We start from the raw sequence: 16784 nt of genomic DNA on the forward strand, positions 1-16784 counted from the left end.
TGCGCCTGCGGCCGGATCCGCGACCGCTGCGTACGGGCGGCCGTCCGGGCGCTCTGGTCACCGGCCGCGCCCGCCGCCGGCCCGCTCAGGCCGGCTCACCCAGCGCGTCCCTGATCCGGTCGATGACCGCCGCCTCGGCCGGCGCGACGCCCCGGTGGGCCCGGGCCACCCGTTCCGCGGCGGCCAGCACCACCGAGCGGTAGACCGGCACGTCCTGCGGCGCCTTCGCGCGGAGGACCTCCATCGCCCGGCCCAGCGCCGGCAGCACCACCGACTCGACCTCCAGCGCCGAGTCCCGGGGTAGCTTCGGCAGCGGACCGGTGGTCAGCGCCTCCTTCACCACGCCGCTGGCGTCCGACATCGCCCCGGAGGCGGCGAAGCTCTCCCGGAACAGCGCCAGCATGCCGGGATCGGCGTTCGAGACCAGGAAGACCGCGCCGAACGCGCCGGTCTTGAGGGTGAGAAGCTCCTCGGCCGTCAACCGCTGCTGCATGATCACGGAGTGTAGACGTACGGCGTGGTGGTGGTGACCGGGACGAGGCCGAGCCGCTCCAGGATCGGCCGGCTGTCCGGCGAGGCGTCCACCTGCAACAGCGTCCGGCCGCGCTGGGCGGCCAGCCGGGCCCGGTGGGTGACCAGCGCCCGGTAGATGCCCCGCCCCCGCCACTGCGGCAGCGTCGAGCCGCCCCACAGGGTGGCGAAACCGGTCTCCGGCACGTACCGCACCCAGCCCGCGCAGACCACCGTGTCCGCCGCCTCGGCCACCACCACGGTGATCGACTGCGGGTCCGCGGCGATCTCCCTGGCCAGCCCGTCGGCCAGGTGACCGCGGTCGGCCTGCCAGACCTCCTCCTCCATCGCCACGATTCGGTCCAGGTCCGCCCGGACGGTCACCTCGCGCACGCGTACGCCCTCGGGCAGCACCGGGAGCGCGGCCGCCAACGGCGCGACCGGCCCGATCACCACGGTTTCCAGCTCCTCCGGGGCGAAGCCGGCCGCGCGCAGCCGGTCCGGCAGGTCCGCGGGCTCGTCGTGGCCGTGCAGCTTCCACTCGACCTGCTCGCCCCGGCGCCGGAAGAACTCCACCTGGCGGGCGATCAGCTCGTCCAGCGCCGCACCGGTCAACCCGCCGAGGTCCCGGTAGGTGAGGAAACCGCCCTGGTCGAGGCCGAGGATCCGCACCAGCGGGCCGTCCCGCTCCACCGTCACCCCGGCCGGCAGCGGGTCCGGCACCGCGGCGCGCAGCTGGTTGTCGTACGCGTTCCGCAGGGTCGTCACATCAAGATCCGTCACCTGTACAGGCTAGGCCGGTCGCCAACCGATAATCGGAGTGTGTGGCAGTCGATCAGGCGGTGGTTCGACCCGCGGGAGTTGCGGTCCGTCGGTAGCACCCCGGACTACCGGTTCTCGCTGGCCAACGAGCGGACGTTCCTGGCCTGGCTGCGGACCGGGCTGGCGCTGGTGGCCGGCGGGCTGGCCGCCGCACAGTTCCTGCCGCCGCTGCCGCTGGCGCACCTGCGTGAGCTGATCGCCGTGGCGCTGCTGCTGCTCGGCGGCGCCGTCGCCGTGCACGCCGTCGACCACTGGGCCCGCACCGAACGGGCCATCCGGCTCGGCGAGGAGCTGCCCGCCTCCCGCTTCCCGGCGGTGCTCGCCCTGACCATCGGCTTCGGCGCGGTGCTGCTGGTGGTGGCGGTGCTGTCCCGGGCGTTCGGCAACCCGTGACCGCCGGCGACCGTCCGCCCGACCCACCGCGGCCGTTGCCGGCCGGGGCGGCGACGCCGTCGGCCCGACCGGCCGGGGCGCGTGATCCGGGGCTGCAACCCGAACGGACCCGGCTGGCCTGGCAGCGGACCGCGCTGACCCTGACCGTGGTCATGCTGCTGACCCTGCGGCTCGCGTTCCCCGCCGGCGCGGTCGGCGCGCTGCTGGCCGGGTTGGCGCTGCTCGGCTGGGGCGCGGCGGTCACCGTCTGCTGGCCCCGGGCCGCCGCCGGCCCGACCCGCACCGGCGGCCGGACGCTGCCACTGGTCGCCCTGGCCACCGCCGGATTCGCGCTGCTCGGCACCGCGCTGGTGCTACGCGGGCTGTGGTGATCGGCGCCGGTGCGTCATCATTGACCCATGGCCCGGCTGTACGTCCTCCTTTTCCTGGCGCAGATCGTCCTCGCCGTCTGCGCACTGATCAGCTGCCTGTCCGCCGAGGAGGGCGAGATCCGCGCCCTGCCCCGGATCGCCTGGGTGCTGATCATCCTGTTCTTCCCGCTGCTCGGCTCGATCGCCTGGTTCGTCGCCGGCCGGGAGACCGCGGGCGCCCGCCCCCGGCCGGCCTGGCCGATGGGGAACGGCTTCGCCGAGCGGAAGCCGGCCCGGCCGGTCGCTCCCGACGACGACCCCGAGTTCCTGCGCTCGATCGAGGAGCGCTCCCGGCGGCAGGATTCCGAGCTCTTCCGCCGCTGGGAGGAGGACCTGCGCCGGCGCGAGGAGGACCTGCGCCGCCGCGAGGGCGAGGAGGACCGCCCCCCGGCGTAGCCGGCCCGGGCGGCGGTCACCCGCTGGTCACACCCGCCGCCGGAGCCCGCGTACCGCCAGCGGGGCGAAGATCGCGGCGAGGACGACCGCCCAGAGCAGCGACTGCACCACCGGCGCGGCCACCGGGCCGCCGACCAGCAGGCCGCGCAGCCCGTCGGCGAGGATGGTCACCGGGTTGACCTCGACCCAGGACTGCAGCCAGCCCGGCATGGTCTCGGTCGGCACGAACGCGTTGCTGGTGAAGGTGAGCGGAAAGATCACCATGAAGCCGAAGATCTGTACCTTCTCCGGCTCGTTGACCAGCACCCCGACCAGCACCGAGATCCAGGACGCGGCCAGCGAGAACGCCAGCAGCAGCGCGAACGCCCCGAGCAGGCCGAGCAGGCCGTTCTCCAGCCGGAAGCCGAGGATCATACCGACGCCGACCAGCAGCGACACCGACCAGGCCTGCTTGACGGTGTCGGCGAGGATCCGCCCGGCCAGCGGCGCCCAGCGGGCGATCGGCAGCGCCCGCAGCCGGTCGAACACGCCCTTGGTGAGGTCGTTGTTCAGTCCGAAGCCGGTGGTCATGGTGGCGAAGAAGGCGTTCTGCACGATGATGCCGGGCAGCGCGAAGGTGAGGTATTCCCCCGGCGAGCCGGAGATCGCCCCGCCGAACACGTACGTGAAGAGCAGCACGAACATGACCGGCTGGATGCTCAGGTCGAGCAGTTCCATCGGGTTGTGCTTGATCTGCACCAGGCTGCGCCAGGCCAGGGTGAGGGTGTGCCGCAGCCCGGCGGTCGGGCCGAGCCGGCGCGCCGGGGTGAGCGGGGCGGTCGCGGTGGCGGCGGTCATGCCACGCTCCCTTCCAGATCGGCCCCGGCGGGGGCGTCGGACTCGGCGCGGTGGCCGGTGAGCGAGAGGAAGACCTCGTCCAGGCTGGCGCCGCGCAGGGCCAGCTCGGCGACGGCGATCTCGGCCGCTTCGAGCCGACGAACCACGGCGGGCAGCACACCCGGGTCGTTCACCGGCACGGTGACCGTGGTCTGGGCAACCTCGGGGGCCGCCCCGGCCACCTCGGCGGCGATGGCCACCACTGCGGGCAGGTCGTCGGAGTCGGCGGGGCGGACGGTCAGCGTCTGCCCGCCGGTCTTGGTCTTCAGCTCCTCCGGGGTGCCCTGGGCGATCACCCGGCCGTGGTCGACCACCGCGATCTCGCTGGCCAGCTGGTCGGCCTCCTCCAGGTACTGAGTGGTGAGCAGCACGGTCACCCCGTCGGAGACCAGGTTGCGGACGATGTCCCACAGCTCGTTGCGGCTGCGCGGGTCCAGCCCGGTGGTCGGCTCGTCGAGGAAGAGCACCTGCGGGCGGCCGACCAGGCTGGCGGCGAGATCGAGCCGCCGGCGCATGCCTCCGGAGTAGGTCTTGGCGGCCCGGTCGGCGGCATCGCTGAGCTGGAAGTCGGCCAGCAACTCGCGGGCGCGGGCCTTGGCGTCCGCCCGGCCGAAGCCGAGCAGCCGGCCGATGAGCAGCAGGTTCTCGAAGCCGGCGAGCGTCTCGTCGACGGAGGCGTACTGCCCGGTCAGCCCGACCAGTTGGCGCACCCGGTGGGCGTCGCGCACCACGTCGAAGCCGCCCACCGTGGCGTGCCCCTCGTCGGCCCGCAGCAGGGTGCTGAGCACCCGCACCGCGGTGGTCTTGCCCGCCCCGTTCGGGCCGAGCAGGCCGAAGACCGTCCCGGTGGGCACCGCCAGGTCGACTCCGGCGAGGGCGGTGGTGTCGCCGAAGCGGCGCACCAGACCCTCCGCGCGGATCGCGTGGTCCATCGCAACTCCTGTCGTGTCCGCTGGTCGCACCCCCATGACCGGCGCTGACCCCCACGGCGCTGACGTTACGGCGACAGGCGCTGACGGTCCGCTGATTTTGCCGCTGGCAGAGCCCGTTCAGCTGCTGGTGAAACGCGCCCGCCGCCGTCGCCGGGGTGGCGGCGACGGCGGCGGGCGGTGTGTCAGGCCAGGTTCGACGAGCGGGGGTACGCGTCCGCCGGGTCGGTGAGCACGTTCACCAGGTACGGCACCCCGGCGTCGAAGGCGCGCTGCAGGGCCGGCCCGAGGTCGGCCGCCCTGGCCACCGTCTCGCCGGCGCCGCCGAGCGCCGCGACCACCTGGTCGTAGCGCAGCTCGGGCTGGAGGTCGGCGGCGACGTCGTAGCCGTACATGGCGCGCATCGGGTGCTTCTCCAGCCCCCAGATGCCGTTGTTGCCGACCACGATCACCACCGGCAGCTGCTGCCGGGCCAGCGACTCCACGTCCATCAGCGAGAAGCCGGCCGCGCCGTCGCCCATCAGCACGCAGATCTGCCGGTCCGGGTGGCTGACCCGGGCCCCCATCGCGTAGCCCATGCCGGTGCCGAGGCAGCCGTACGGGCCGGGGTCGAGCCAGGTGCCGGGCTGCGCCGGCTCCAGGTAGCGGCCGGCGTACGAGACGAAGTCGCCGCCGTCGCCGATGGTGATGGCGTCGCGGGCGAGCACCTTGCGCAGCTCGCCGTAGACCCGGGCCGGGCGGATCGGGTCGGTCTCGGCGGCCATCTCCTCGGCGTCGCGGGCCTTCGCGGCGTCCTCGGCGGTGCGCAGCTCGGCGATCCAACCGGCGTGGTCGGCCCGGTCGCCGGGGTGCTCGGCCAGCGCGGTGAGGGTCAGCCGCAGGTCGCCGGCGGGGGCGACGGCCGGCTGCACGTGCCCGGCCCGCTGGCTCGGCGCGTCGACGATGTGCACCACCGTGGCGTCGCCGAAGTCGCCGAAGCTCAGCCGGAAGTCCAGCGGGGTGCCGATCACCACGACCACATCGGCGCCCTTCAGCGCCACCCGGCGGGCCTTGGCGAAGGCGAGCGGGTGCTCGGGCGGCAGCGCACCCCGGCCCATCCCGTTGGTGAAGACCGGCACCTGCAACGCCTCGGCCGCGGCGCGCAGCGCGTCGACCGCGTCGCCGGCGTAGACGTCGGAGCCGGCGATGATCACCGGGCGGCTCGCCGCCGCAATCAGCTGCGCCGCCGTGCGCACCTCGTCCGGGTCGGCCTCGACGGGGGCGATGCCGGGCAGCGCGGGCAGCTCCGCGTCGGCGACCGAGAAGACCGCCTCCAGCGGGAAGTCCAGGAAGACCGGGCCGCGGTGCGGGGTGAGAGCGGTGGTCAGCGCCGCCGTCACCGCGCGCGGGATGTCGTCGGGGCTGAACACCGTCTCGGCGTGCTTGGTGACCGGGGCGACCAGCGGCAGGTGGTCCATCTCCTGCAGGCTGCCGGAACCCCAGCGGAACTGCGGGGCCCGGCCGCCCAGCACCAGCACTGGCGACGCGTTGAAGTACGCGCTGGTCAGGCCCGAGATGCCGTTGGTGACGCCGGGGCCGGCGGTGAGCACGGCCAGGCCGGGACGGCGCTGGAGCTTGGCCACCGCCTCGGCGGCGAAGACGGCGGACTGCTCGTGCCGGACGTCGTAGATCGGGAAGTCGTTCTTGTGCGCGGCGTCGTAGAGCGGGAAGACGTGGCCGCCGGAGAGGGTGAACATCTCCCGCACCCCGTACGCGCGCAGCGCCGCGAGCGCCAGCTCGCCGCCGTGACCTTCGATCCGCTCCGTCATGCCGCTTCCCTTCGTCGCCCGGCCGGAGTCACACGCTACTGGCCGGTAGGCCGAATGTGAACCGTCTTCGGGTCGGCGGCGAGGGCCGCCGACCCGGTCCGGTTCACCGGCCGGTGAAGTCCGGCTTGCGCTTCGCCACGAAGGCGGCCATGCCCTCGCGCCGGTCGTCGGTGGCGAACAGCGCCGCGAAGAGCTGGCTCTCCCAGGCCAGGCCGGAGTTGAGGTCCATGTCCAGGCCGCCGTCGACGGCGAGCTTCGCCGCGCGCAGCGCCTGCACCGGGCCGGTGAGGTACGGGCGCACCAGCTCGACAGCCGTGTCGTAGACCTCGGCGGCCGGGGCGACCCGGTCGGCCAGGCCGATCCGCAGCGCCTCCTGGGCGTCCACCATCCGGCCGGACATGATCAGATCCTTGGCCCGGGCCGGGCCGACCAGCCGCGCCAGCCGCTGGGTGCCGCCGGCCCCGGGGATGATGCCGAGCTTGATCTCGGGCTGGCCCAGCTTGGCGTCCTCGGCCACCACCCGCCAGTCGCAGGCCAGCGCCAGTTCGCAGCCGCCGCCGAGGGCGTAACCGGTGATCGCCGCGACGACCGGCTTGGGGATCCGGGCGATCGCGCCGAGCGCGCTGGACAGGTCGGCCGCCCGCGCCGCCATGTCCACGTAGGACATGTCGGCCATCTCCTTGATGTCCGCGCCGGCGGCGAAGACCTTCTCCCCGCCGTACACGATGACCGCGCGGACACCCGGGTCGGCGGTGGCCGCCGTCGCGGCGGCGCGCAACTCCTCCTGCACCTGGGTGTTCAACGCGTTCATCGGTGGCCGCTCCAGGCGGATGGTGCCGATCCCGTCCTTGGTCTCCAGCCGCACGAACTCGCTCACGCGCACCCTCACTTCCTCGTCGAAGTCGCGTGCCAACCTTACGGCCCGACGCGTTTGGGCAAGTAGTCTGGTATCAGCCCCGCTCCGGGAGTCCAGCGATGATCACGTACTACGACGACAGGTCGGTCCGGGTCACCTCCACCGCCGTACGGGTGGACGGCCGGACGTTTCCGCTCACCGAGATCAGCCTGGTGTGGCACCAGCGCGGCAGCCGGTCCTGGCGGGTGCTGGCCGGCCGGGGGGCGATCGGCGCGGCGCTGGTCGGGCCGCTGGTCGCGGCCGCGCTCGGCATCGCGCTGGCGCTCTGGCTGGACCGCTCGCCCACCGTCACGATCGCGATCGTCGGCGCCTCGGTGCTGGTCGGGCTCGCCGTCGGGCCGGTCGCCGACTTCCTCTTCGAGCACCTGGACCGCTCCTACGCCCGGGGCAGCCGGCAGTTGGAGCTCTGGGCGCGCTGGCGCGGCCACCCGGTACGACTGCTGCGGACCGGCGACGCGCTGCGCTTCGGCCAGATCTACCGCGCGGTGCAGCGGGCGGTGGAACGCAGCCAGCCGGCGGCGGCCCGCCGCGGTTAGCACCCGATCGGGCGCCCGGACGTCCGACGGTCCGGCGGCGGGAGCGCCGGTTGCCGGGAAGTGCTTAGGCTTAGTGATGACCCTCTATTACCGGGACGACGCGGTGCAGGTGACCTCCGAGTCGATCCGGGCGGGTGGCCATACCGTGGCGATCGCCGACGTGACGTACGTCTGGCATGCCCGCGGGCGGACCACGATCGCGGTCCGGGGACGGGTGCTCGGCCGGGGCGTGCTGGTCCTGCTGCTGTCGCTGCCGCCGCTGCTCGCGGTGGTCTGCGTGCTCTCGCTGGCCTGGTCGGCGCAGGACCGGGGCGAGTGGCAGCTCGCGCTGGTCATCCTGGCCGCGTGCGCGGTCGGCGCGCTGGCCCTGACCCCGTTCCTGGAGGTGCCGCTCGGCTGGCTGGACCGCTCCTACGAGCGCGGCAACCGGGTGCACGAGCTCTGGGTGCAGCACCACGGGCGGGAGGAGATGCTGCTGCGCACGCCGGACGCGCTGCGGTTCGGCCAGATCTACCGCGCCGTGCAGCGGGCCGTCGAGCAGCACGGGCCGGTCGGCTGACGCCGCCGGGCGGTTCTCGCCGCGACGACGCACACTTGGTGCCATGGCGATTCCCCTCCCCCGGCCCGCCGCGGTCGTCGGTCTCACCCGCTCCGCCCTCGGCTCGGCCGCGTCATTCGCCGCCGTGCCCGTCCGCGCGTTCGCGGTGCTCGACGGGGTGGAGGCGTTGCTGGCGCGGATCAACGGCGTGGTCGACCGGATCGAGCAGACGCTGGATCGCACCGACCGGGTGCTCACCGACGCCGAGGCCGCGGTCCGCGAGGTCGCCGTGATCAGCGCCGCCGCGACCACCGCGATCGACAACGCCACCGAGGTGGCCGCCGCGGCCACGGTGGTCGTCAACGAGGCCGACAAGGTGGCCCGGGCGGCCGCCACGGTGGTCGCCGAGGCCGGCTCGGTGGCCGACCGGGCGACGGCCACGGTGTGCACCGCCGCGGAGGCGGCGGCCACCGCGGCCGAACTGCTGGCCGCGTACGAGCCGGCGCTGCGCCGGGCCGCGCCGATGGCGAACCGTTTCGTCGAGCAGCTCAGCCACGAGGAGGTGAGCGCCGCGATCCGGCTCGTCGACGAGCTGCCGAAGCTCAAGCAGCACCTGACCTCGGACATCCTGCCGATCCTGGCCACCCTGGACCGGGTCGGCCCGGACCTGCACGACCTGCTCGACGTGACCCGCGACCTGAAACTCGCGGTGGCCGGCATCCCCGGGCTGAACATGCTGCGCCGGCGGGGCGAGAAGCTCACCGACGACGCCGAAGGCTGACCGGCGGTCAGCAGTCGCAGGTGGCGGTGGCCCGGGGCGCGGTCAGGTCGTCGACCGGGCGGCGGGTCAGCCCGGTCCCGGTGACCACCGGCAACCCCTCGCGCACCCAGTACTCGTACCCGCCGAGCAGTTCCTTGACGGCGAAGCCGAGCCGGGCGAACTCCAGCGCGGCCCGGGTGGCGCCGTTGCAGCCCGGACCCCAGCAGTAGGTGACCACCCGGGACCCGGCCGGCACCAGGCCGATGGCCCGCCCGGCGATCTCGGCGGTGGGCAGGTGCACCGCGCCGGGCAGGTGCCCCTGGGCCCAGGCGGCGGCGCCCCGGGAGTCGACCACCACCAAGCCGGGCGTCCCGGCGGTCAGGTCGGCATGCACGTCGCTGACGTCGGTCTCGAAGGTGAGCCGGGCGAGGAAGTGAGCGGCGGCGACCGCCGGCTCGGCGGCCGGTACGGCGAAGGTCTGCGTCATGCCGATGATCCTCCGGCGACACGGTCCGGTCGGGCGAGTGGCGGGAACGACGACGAGCGCTAACATCCCGCCATGGCCCTGCGCGCGCCGGCCGACCGCAGCGTCGCCGTGCTGGCGTACCCGGGGATGTCGGTCTTCGAGACCGGCATCGTCACCGAGGTGTTCGGGCTGCCCCGGCCCGAGTTCGACGTCGACTGGTACGAGCTGACCGTCTGCGCCGAGCGGCCCGGCCCGGTGCCGGTCGTCGGCGGGGCCAGCCTGCACACCCCGTACGGGCTGGACGTGCTGGCCGGCGCCGCGACGGTGATCGTCCCCGGGGTGCCGGACGTCACCGCCGCCCCGTCGCCGGAACTGGTCGCCGCGCTGCGCCGGGCGCACCGGGCCGGCGCCCGGATCATGTCCATCTGCTCCGGGGCGTTCGCCCTCGCCGGCGCCGGGCTGCTGGACGGCCGGCGGGCCACCACCCACTGGCGGTACGCGGACCTGCTGGCCCGCCGGCACCCGCGGGTCGAGGTGGACCCGGACGTGCTCTACCTCGACGACGGTGACCTGCTCACCAGTGCCGGCAGCGCGGCCGGCCTGGACCTCTGCGTGCACCTGGTCCGCCGGGACCACGGCGCGGCCATCGCCAACGCGGTCGCCCGCCGGCTGGTGATCCCGCCGCACCGCGACGGCGGCCAGGCCCAGTTCATCGAGGCGCCGGTGACCGTCGACCCGGACGACGACCGGATCGCCGGCAGCATCGCCTGGGCGCTGGCGCACCTGGCGGAGCCGGTCACCGTCGACCGGCTGGCCCGGCAGGCGCACATGTCGCCCCGCACCTACCTGCGGCACTTCGCCCGGGCCACCGGCACCAGCCCGATCCGGTGGCTGGTCGACCAGCGGGTGCGGGCCAGCCTGCCGTTGCTGGAGGGCACCGACGCGCCGGTCGAGGAGATCGCCGCGGCGGTCGGGTTCGACAGCCCGGTCACCTACCGCCACCACTTCGGCCGGGCCATGCGCACGTCGCCGTCGGCGTACCGCCGGGCCTTCCGAAGGAGCACGGCGGTCCGCCCACCCGGTACCCCGTGAACCGGGCCGGCGCCGCGCCGCCCGGCCGGGCCGGACCCCGGCCGGGCGGCGCAGGGCTCAGTCCACGTCGGTGCAGACGTCGTGCGTGGTGCCGTGCACCATCGTGATGGTCTTCTCGAACGTCGGGGTGAACTCGACCCGGAACACCCCGTCCACCAGCCACAGGCCGCGCGGCAGCGAGCCGGCGTTCTCCCGGAAGCCGAGCAGCACCGGCCCGACCACGTACCAGGTCATCGAGCCGTCCGTGCCATGGACGACGAGCGCGGAACCACTGGCGTCCGCGAAACTGGTGGCCCCGGTCTCCAGGTTCTTCACCTCGCTGATCAGGGCGCCGGTGTAGATCTCCCGCTTCGGCGAGCCGTCCGGATAGGTCTCCAGCACCAGCTTGCGTACCTCGTCGACCACGGGCTGGACGCGGACGGCGAAGTCGCACCGCGCCCCGGCGGGCAGTTCGAACGGCTCCTGCGGCGCCGGCACCCAGCCGCCGAGCCGGCTCGCCTCGGCGAGCGCGGCCGCCGGTTCGGCCGGCGCGCCGGCGGGCGCGGCCGCCAGCTCGGCCGGCACGGTCGGCGGGTTGGCGGGAGCGGCGGACGCCGCCGTCGCCCCACCACCGACGAACATCGCAGCCGCCAGGACCGTTCCGACACTCGTTCTCCAACGCATGTTCACTCCACCTGTTCTCGGACGGTCGGACCGGACCAGGGTCGTCGGCGCCACTGACCACGTCCTGACCGTCACGGCCGCGGCCACCCGTCCCCGCCCGGCCGAGCCGCCCGCCGGTACCCGGGAAATCACCAGCCGCTCACCGGACCGGCAACCGTCCACGACGGCCAGGTGGTCTGACCAGGTATGGACTTCCGACTGCTCGGCCCCTTCGAAGCGCGTCAGGACGACCGGCCCGTCGAGTTCGGCAGCCGCCGGCAGGAACGGTGCATCCTCGGCGTCCTCCTGCTCGACCCGGGTCGCCTGGTCAGCACCGACCGGCTCATCGAGCTGCTGTGGCACGGCCAACCGCCCGCCTCGGCCCGCGGCGCCGTACACACCTACATCGGCCGGCTCCGCGCGTCGCTGGCGCCCCATCGGGTCCGGATCACCACGCGCGGCGAGGGCTACCTCGTGGAACCCGACGGGCACCGGGTCGACGTCGAAGAGTTCAGCCGTCTCGTCCACCAGGCGAGCGGCACCGCCGATCCGGCCGAGCGCGTACGGCTGCTCGACCAGGCGCTGGGGCTCTGGCGGGGGCCGCTGCTCGCCGACACGGCCGACGACGAGCTGCGCGGTCGGCTGGGTGGGCCGATCGAGGAGCTCCGGCTCACCGGCGTCGAACTGCGGGCCGAGGCGCGGCTCGCGCTGGGCCGCCAGGTTCGCGTGATCAGCGAGTTGACCCCCATGGTCACCCGGTACCCGACCCGGGAACGGCTGGTCGCCTCGCTGATGACCGCGCTGTACCGGGCCGGCAGGCAGGCCGAGGCGCTACAGCTGTACCGGACGACCCGGCGGACGCTCGTGGCCGAGCTCGGCGTCGAGCCGGGGATGCGGCTGCGGGAGGTGCACCGGCGGATCCTCCGTGCCGACCACCGGCTCGACCGGCCCGACCTGCCCGTCTACGAGGTGCGCGTGCGTGGCGAGAGCCTGCCGTGGAGCGTCGGCGGGCATCCGGCGTTGGAGTTCTGCAACACCTTCGCCGGCTGGGGACACGAGCCACCGCTGCCGGGGGCGGAGTGGCTCCGCGGCTACCCGACCCTGGCGGTCTGGGCCGGCCACGTGGGACTGATCGACGACGTGGCGGTGCGGCGACTGCTCGATCTGGCCCGGCGGACCCCGGGCGAGGCCGCCGCCGCGCTCGACGAGGCCCGCGCGCTCCGCACCCGGCTGTACGCCTGCCTGACCGATCCGGAGGACCGAGGTGCCTTCGACGCCGTCGCGCGGGCCGCGGAGACGGCCACGAAGGTGATGGTGCTCCGGCGGGAGCCGGACGGCCGAGGGCGGTGGTGGCCCGATCTCTCGGCCGGGCTCCGGCTGCCCGTGCACGCCGCGGCATGGAGCGCCGCCGCGCTGCTGGCCGATCCACGTCGACTCACCGTCCGCGCATGCCCGGACGAGCGGTGCGGCTGGCTCTTCCTCGACGAGAGCGGCCTACGCCGCTGGTGCAGCCTGGCGACCTGCGGCCGCTCGGCCGGGCAGGCGCCGTGCAGCGCCTGAGCGGGTCCGGACCGGCCAGGCTGGTGGCGGGAACCGCGCGGGTCGAACCGGATCTGGACGCCCCTGGTCCCTACCTGATCAGGCGGGAACGTACAGCTCGTCGATCTCGGCCCGGCGGGGCAGCGCCACCGAGGCGCCGAGCCGCCGGGCACACGCCGCTCCGGCCGCGGCCGCCCAGCGCACCGCGTCGACCAGGTCCCGGCCCTCGCCCCAGGCGACCGCGAGGGCGGCGGTGAACGCGTCGCCGGCGCCGGTCGAGTCGACCACGTCGACCTTCACCGCCGGCACGTGCACGTCGGCGCCGTCCCGGTCGCCGTACCAGGCGCCCTCGGCGCCGAGGGTGAGCACCGCCCGGGGCACCAGGTCGAGCAGGGCGCGCGGTTCGTCCCGGCCCCGGCCGGTCAGCGCTCGCGCCTCGTTCTCGTTGACCACCAGCAGGTCCACCGCGGCCAGCAACTCGGCGGGCACCGGCCGGGCCGGCGCCGCGTTCAGCACCACCCGGGTGCCGGCCGCGCGGGCGGCCACCGCCGCGGCGGTCACCGTCTCCACCGGCACCTCCAGCTGAGCGACCAGCACGTCCGCGTCACGTACGGCGGCCAGTTCGGCCTCGGTGAGCCCGGTGAACGCGCCGTTCGCGCCGGGGGTGACCAGGATGGCGTTCTCCCCCTCGGCGTTCACCATCACCAGGGCGACGCCGGAGGCGCCGTACACCACCCGCAGCTGGCTGGTGTCCACGCCGGCCGCGGTGATCCGGGCCCGCAGGGTGACCCCGAACGAGTCGGAGCCGATCGCGCCGAGGAAGGCGCAGGCGGCGCCGGCCCGGGCGGCGGCGACCGCCTGGTTGGCGCCCTTGCCGCCCGGCACCGTCACGAAGTCCGTGCCGAGCAGCGTCTCGCCCGGCCGGGGCAGGGCGGGAGCGGTGGCCACCAGGTCCATGTTGGCGCTGCCGACCACGACGACCCGGGTCTGCCGCACGCTGGCCTCCTCAACCGCCGTGTCAGGCCGCGCGAGCGGTGTACCGATCGCCGGAGCGCTGGACCGCCAGCGGCAGGCCGAAGGTCTTCGAGAGGTTGTCGCCGGTGAGCGTTTCGCCGAGCAGCCCCTGCGCCACCACGCCTCCCTCGCGCAGCAGCAGCGCGTGGGTGAAGCCGGGCGGGATCTCCTCCACGTGGTGGGTGACCAGCACCATCGCCGGAGCGTCCGGGTCCTGCGCCAGCTCGGCCAGCCGGGCCACCAGGTCCTCCCGGCCGCCCAGGTCGAGCCCGGCCGCGGGCTCGTCGAGCAGCAGCAGCTCCGGGTCGGTCATCAGGGCGCGGGCGATCTGCACGCGCTTGCGCTCCCCCTCCGACAGCGTGCCGTAGCTGCGCTCGGCGAGGCCGCCGACGCCGAGCTGGCCGAGCAGCGCGCGGGCGCGGGCCTCGTCGGTGGGGTCGTAGCTCTCCCGCCAACGACCGACCACCGACCAGGCGGCGGTGACCACCACGTCGGTGACCCGCTCGTCGGCGGGCACCCGCTCGGCGAGCGCCGCGGTGGAGAGCCCGATCCGGGTACGCAGCTCGGTCAGGTCGGTACGGCCGATCCGCTCGCCGAGCACGTGCGCGACGCCGGTGGTGGGGTGCAGCCGGCCGGCCGCGATGTTGAGCAGGGTGGTCTTGCCGGCGCCGTTCGGGCCGAGCACGACCCAGCGCTCGTCCAGCTCGACCCGCCAGGTGAGGTCGTGCAGCAGGGCGGTGCCGGACCGGCGTACGCCGACGCCGTCGAGGCTGACCACCAGATCCGCGTCCACGGGCGGGGGTGCGGGTGCGGCGCCGCCGGCGCCGGGGATCAGGTCACCAGTCACCCGACCATCCAACCACGCAGCGCCGCGATGCCCCCCACGGGCGGCGGGCCGGCCGTATGGTGGGGCGCCGTGTCGTTGGTCACCCCACCCGGAGGACGGTTCATGCCCGGTCGGAGCAGGGAGCCGCGCGGATGAGCGCGGTCATCGAGATCGAGGGTCTGCGCAAGACCTTCCACAGTCTGCGGCACGGCCGCCGGGTCGCGGTCGACGGCTTCGACCTGCTCGTGCAGCCCGGTCAGATCCACGGCTTCCTCGGCCCGAACGGCTCCGGCAAGACCACCACGCTGCGCGCCCTGCTCGGCCTGGTCCGCGCCGACGCGGGGCGGATGACGGTGCTCGGCGCGCGGTCGCCGGAGCAGCTGCCCCGGGTGTCCGGGCGGGTCGGGGCGATCGTGGAGAGCCCGCAGTTCTTCGGCAACTTCACCGCCCACCGCACGCTGCGGCTGCTCGCCCGGGCCGGCGGCGTTCCGGTCTCCCGGGTCGACGAGGTGCTGGCCCAGGTCGGCCTGTACGACCGCGGCCACGAGCGGGTCAAGGGCTACTCGCTGGGCATGAAGCAGCGCCTCGCGGTCGCCTCCGCCCTGCTCAAGGACCCGGAGCTGCTGATCCTCGACGAGCCGGCGAACGGGCTGGACCCGGCCGGCATCCGGGAGATGCGGGACCTGATGCGGTCGCTGGCCGCGGCCGGGGTGACCGTGCTGGTGTCCAGCCACATCCTGGCCGAGATCCAGCTGATCTGCGACCACGTCACGATCATCTCCCGGGGCCGGCGGGTGGCGGCCGGCCGGGTGGACGAGGTGCTGGCCGGCTTCGACCGGCACGAGTTCCTGGTCCGGGTGGCCGAGCCGGCGCGGGCGGTCGAGCTGCTCGGCGCCGCCGGGCTGGCCGCCACCGCGCACGACGACCACCTGACCGTGGCCGACGTGACCGATCCGACCGTGGTCAGCCGCACCCTCGGTGAGCAGGGCCTGTGGGTGGGCGAGCTGACCCCGCTGCGGCCGGACCTGGAGAGCGTCTTCCTGGAGCTGACCGGTACGGCGGGGCATCCGGGGGTGCCCCGGCAGGTGGACGACTCGGTGCTGCCCGACCGCCCGACGCGGGACGCGACGATCGACCTCGACGCGGGGGTCGGCGAGACCAGAGGAGTGGACGCGTGAACCTGGTCCGTGCCGAACTGGAGCGGCTGAGCGCCCGGCGCTTCGTCCAGCTCATGATCGTCCTGCTGGTGCTGGCCTTCGGCGTCACCGCGGCGACCACCCTGGCCGGCTCGCACCGGCCCACCGCCACCGAACTGGCCGAGGCGCAGCGGCAGGCGGCCGAGGAGCGGCGCAACCTGGAAGTCATCCACGAGCAGTGCCTCGCCCGCGAGCGTGGTGTGCTGCCGCCGGAGCAGGCCGACCAGTACTACCCGCCCAACTGCAGCGAGGTGGACCCGGCGCTGCGGGAGCGGCTGCCGGTGGCCGCCGACTACCTGGTCGGGGTGTTCACCTTCGCCACGGAGGCCCGGCCGCTGCTCTACTTCCTGATCGCCTTCCTGGTTCTCTTCGGCTTCCTGGTCGGCGCCTCCTACATCGGCGCCGACCTCAACTCGGGCGGCGTGGTCAACCTGCTGCTGTGGCGGCCCCGCCGGATGACGGTGCTCGGCGCCAAGCTGGGCACCCTGCTCGGCGGGGTGCTGGCGCTGTCGCTGGTCGCCTCGGTGGCGTACCTGGGCACCTTCTGGTTCATCGGGCAGGCCGCCGGGCAGCCGGGCCATCTCGACGACGAGTTCTGGCGGTCGCTGGGGACGATCTGGGGTCGTGGGCTGGTGCTGGTGCTGCTGGCCACGGCGCTCGGCTTCGCCATCGCCACGCTGGGCCGGCACACCTCGGCAGCGCTCGGCGCGGTCGCCGCGTACCTGGTGGTGTGGGAGCTGGGCGCCCGGCTGGTGTTCGAGATCCTGGAGGTGGCCCGGCCCGACCAGCTGATGCTCTCCAGCCACCTGGCCGCCTGGCTGACCGGGCGGGCGGAGTTCTGGGACAACCAGGCCTGCGCCGGTGTCTTCGACGGCAGCTGCGACGGCTTCTACGCGCTGACCTGGGCGCCGGCGCTGGTCGTACTGGTCACGCTGACCGCCGCGCTCACCGCGGCGGCCTTCACCCTGTTCCGCCGGCGGGATCTGATCTGAGCTGGCCGGACCATCGGTCGGGGTGCGGCAAGACCTTGCAGCACCCCGACCGATAGTGAAGAATTCCTTCACATGACGGACGGCGCGGGCGACCACGCACGCCCCGCCGAGGCGGGCGCGGCG

The 16784-nt window shown here is 74.5% G+C and carries 20 protein-coding genes; 10 read left to right on the top strand and 10 right to left on the bottom strand.

Annotated features, from left to right (window positions below):
- Nucleotides 1-85 precede the first annotated feature (85 nt).
- Complete coding sequence (locus tag FHX32_RS25710) at nucleotides 86-499, bottom strand: hypothetical protein (protein WP_486481316.1); 414 nt, start codon at nucleotides 497-499, stop codon at nucleotides 86-88.
- Nucleotides 496-1293 carry a GNAT family N-acetyltransferase gene (locus FHX32_RS25715; RefSeq protein WP_167188369.1) on the bottom strand — a complete coding sequence of 266 codons (798 nt, stop codon included), beginning with the start codon at nucleotides 1291-1293 and terminating at the stop codon, nucleotides 496-498. The genes FHX32_RS25710 and FHX32_RS25715 overlap by 4 nt, the downstream gene beginning before the upstream one ends.
- A gap of 39 nt (nucleotides 1294-1332) precedes the next feature.
- Between FHX32_RS25715 and FHX32_RS25720 the strand changes: the two genes are divergently transcribed.
- Genes FHX32_RS25720 through FHX32_RS25730 form a run of 3 tightly spaced genes read left to right on the top strand, consistent with a single transcriptional unit; the run spans nucleotide 1333 to nucleotide 2531 of the window.
- The gene (locus FHX32_RS25720) at nucleotides 1333-1725 is read left to right on the top strand and encodes a DUF202 domain-containing protein (protein WP_167188371.1); all 393 of its coding nucleotides are present in this window, start codon (nucleotides 1333-1335) and stop codon (nucleotides 1723-1725) included.
- A complete protein-coding gene (locus FHX32_RS25725) occupies nucleotides 1722-2096 on the top strand; it encodes a DUF202 domain-containing protein (RefSeq protein WP_486481317.1) in 375 nt (124 codons plus the stop codon). The genes FHX32_RS25720 and FHX32_RS25725 overlap by 4 nt, the downstream gene beginning before the upstream one ends.
- Before the next feature lie 27 nt (nucleotides 2097-2123).
- Nucleotides 2124-2531, top strand: coding sequence for a PLD nuclease N-terminal domain-containing protein (locus tag FHX32_RS25730; RefSeq protein WP_167188374.1), 408 nt, complete (start codon nucleotides 2124-2126; stop codon nucleotides 2529-2531).
- 27 nt (nucleotides 2532-2558) lie between these two features.
- Here the strand turns inward: FHX32_RS25730 and FHX32_RS25735 are convergent, their stop codons facing one another.
- From FHX32_RS25735 to FHX32_RS25750, 4 genes are all read right to left on the bottom strand, one after another.
- Nucleotides 2559-3368, bottom strand: a complete 810-nt coding sequence (locus FHX32_RS25735) for an ABC transporter permease (RefSeq protein WP_167188377.1) — start codon at nucleotides 3366-3368, stop codon at nucleotides 2559-2561.
- Nucleotides 3365-4339, bottom strand: a complete 975-nt coding sequence (locus FHX32_RS25740; RefSeq protein WP_167188380.1) for an ATP-binding cassette domain-containing protein — start codon at nucleotides 4337-4339, stop codon at nucleotides 3365-3367. The genes FHX32_RS25735 and FHX32_RS25740 overlap by 4 nt, the downstream gene beginning before the upstream one ends.
- A gap of 182 nt (nucleotides 4340-4521) precedes the next feature.
- On the bottom strand, nucleotides 4522-6144 hold the full coding sequence (locus tag FHX32_RS25745) for an acetolactate synthase (RefSeq protein ID WP_167188383.1): 1623 nt from the start codon (nucleotides 6142-6144) through the stop codon (nucleotides 4522-4524).
- A 103-nt stretch (nucleotides 6145-6247) separates the two neighbouring features.
- Nucleotides 6248-7021, bottom strand: coding sequence for an enoyl-CoA hydratase-related protein (locus tag FHX32_RS25750; RefSeq protein ID WP_088997912.1), 774 nt, complete (start codon nucleotides 7019-7021; stop codon nucleotides 6248-6250).
- A gap of 98 nt (nucleotides 7022-7119) precedes the next feature.
- Between FHX32_RS25750 and FHX32_RS25755 the strand changes: the two genes are divergently transcribed.
- From FHX32_RS25755 to FHX32_RS25765, 3 genes are all read left to right on the top strand, one after another.
- Nucleotides 7120-7596, top strand: coding sequence for a DUF6232 family protein (locus FHX32_RS25755; protein WP_167188386.1), 477 nt, complete (start codon nucleotides 7120-7122; stop codon nucleotides 7594-7596).
- A gap of 76 nt (nucleotides 7597-7672) precedes the next feature.
- Nucleotides 7673-8155, top strand: a complete 483-nt coding sequence (locus tag FHX32_RS25760; RefSeq protein WP_167188390.1) for a DUF6232 family protein — start codon at nucleotides 7673-7675, stop codon at nucleotides 8153-8155.
- 43 nt (nucleotides 8156-8198) lie between these two features.
- Nucleotides 8199-8915 (top strand): hypothetical protein, encoded by a 717-nt coding sequence (locus tag FHX32_RS25765; protein ID WP_167188392.1) that lies wholly within the window; start codon nucleotides 8199-8201, stop codon nucleotides 8913-8915.
- A gap of 7 nt (nucleotides 8916-8922) precedes the next feature.
- On the opposite strand, the gene FHX32_RS25770 is transcribed toward FHX32_RS25765, so the two are convergent.
- Nucleotides 8923-9381, bottom strand: a complete 459-nt coding sequence (locus FHX32_RS25770) for a rhodanese-like domain-containing protein (RefSeq protein WP_167188394.1) — start codon at nucleotides 9379-9381, stop codon at nucleotides 8923-8925.
- A gap of 72 nt (nucleotides 9382-9453) precedes the next feature.
- On the opposite strand from FHX32_RS25770, the gene ftrA reads away from it, so the two are divergent.
- Nucleotides 9454-10452, top strand: a complete 999-nt coding sequence (gene ftrA, locus FHX32_RS25775; RefSeq protein ID WP_167188396.1) for a transcriptional regulator FtrA — start codon at nucleotides 9454-9456, stop codon at nucleotides 10450-10452.
- Between the two features lie 57 nt (nucleotides 10453-10509).
- Here the strand turns inward: ftrA and FHX32_RS25780 are convergent, their stop codons facing one another.
- Nucleotides 10510-11115 (bottom strand): hypothetical protein, encoded by a 606-nt coding sequence (locus FHX32_RS25780; protein WP_486481318.1) that lies wholly within the window; start codon nucleotides 11113-11115, stop codon nucleotides 10510-10512.
- A 186-nt stretch (nucleotides 11116-11301) separates the two neighbouring features.
- Between FHX32_RS25780 and FHX32_RS25785 the strand changes: the two genes are divergently transcribed.
- On the top strand, nucleotides 11302-12654 hold the full coding sequence (locus tag FHX32_RS25785) for a BTAD domain-containing putative transcriptional regulator (protein ID WP_167188398.1): 1353 nt from the start codon (nucleotides 11302-11304) through the stop codon (nucleotides 12652-12654).
- Nucleotides 12655-12732: 78 nt separating this feature from the next.
- Here FHX32_RS25785 and FHX32_RS25790 read toward each other — a convergent pair whose 3' ends face one another.
- Together FHX32_RS25790 and FHX32_RS25795 are read right to left on the bottom strand one after the other, a co-directional pair.
- Nucleotides 12733-13629 (bottom strand): ribokinase, encoded by an 897-nt coding sequence (locus FHX32_RS25790; RefSeq protein ID WP_167188400.1) that lies wholly within the window; start codon nucleotides 13627-13629, stop codon nucleotides 12733-12735.
- Nucleotides 13630-13651: 22 nt separating this feature from the next.
- Nucleotides 13652-14494, bottom strand: coding sequence for an ABC transporter ATP-binding protein (locus FHX32_RS25795; RefSeq protein WP_167188401.1), 843 nt, complete (start codon nucleotides 14492-14494; stop codon nucleotides 13652-13654).
- A 131-nt stretch (nucleotides 14495-14625) separates the two neighbouring features.
- Between FHX32_RS25795 and FHX32_RS25800 the strand changes: the two genes are divergently transcribed.
- Together FHX32_RS25800 and FHX32_RS25805 are read left to right on the top strand one after the other, a co-directional pair.
- On the top strand, nucleotides 14626-15651 hold the full coding sequence (locus FHX32_RS25800) for an ATP-binding cassette domain-containing protein (protein ID WP_167188404.1): 1026 nt from the start codon (nucleotides 14626-14628) through the stop codon (nucleotides 15649-15651).
- A complete protein-coding gene (locus FHX32_RS25805) occupies nucleotides 15648-16661 on the top strand; it encodes an ABC transporter permease subunit (protein WP_167188407.1) in 1014 nt (337 codons plus the stop codon). The genes FHX32_RS25800 and FHX32_RS25805 overlap by 4 nt, the downstream gene beginning before the upstream one ends.
- Nucleotides 16662-16784 lie beyond the last annotated feature (123 nt).

Source organism: Micromonospora sp. CNZ280, from assembly GCF_011759515.1.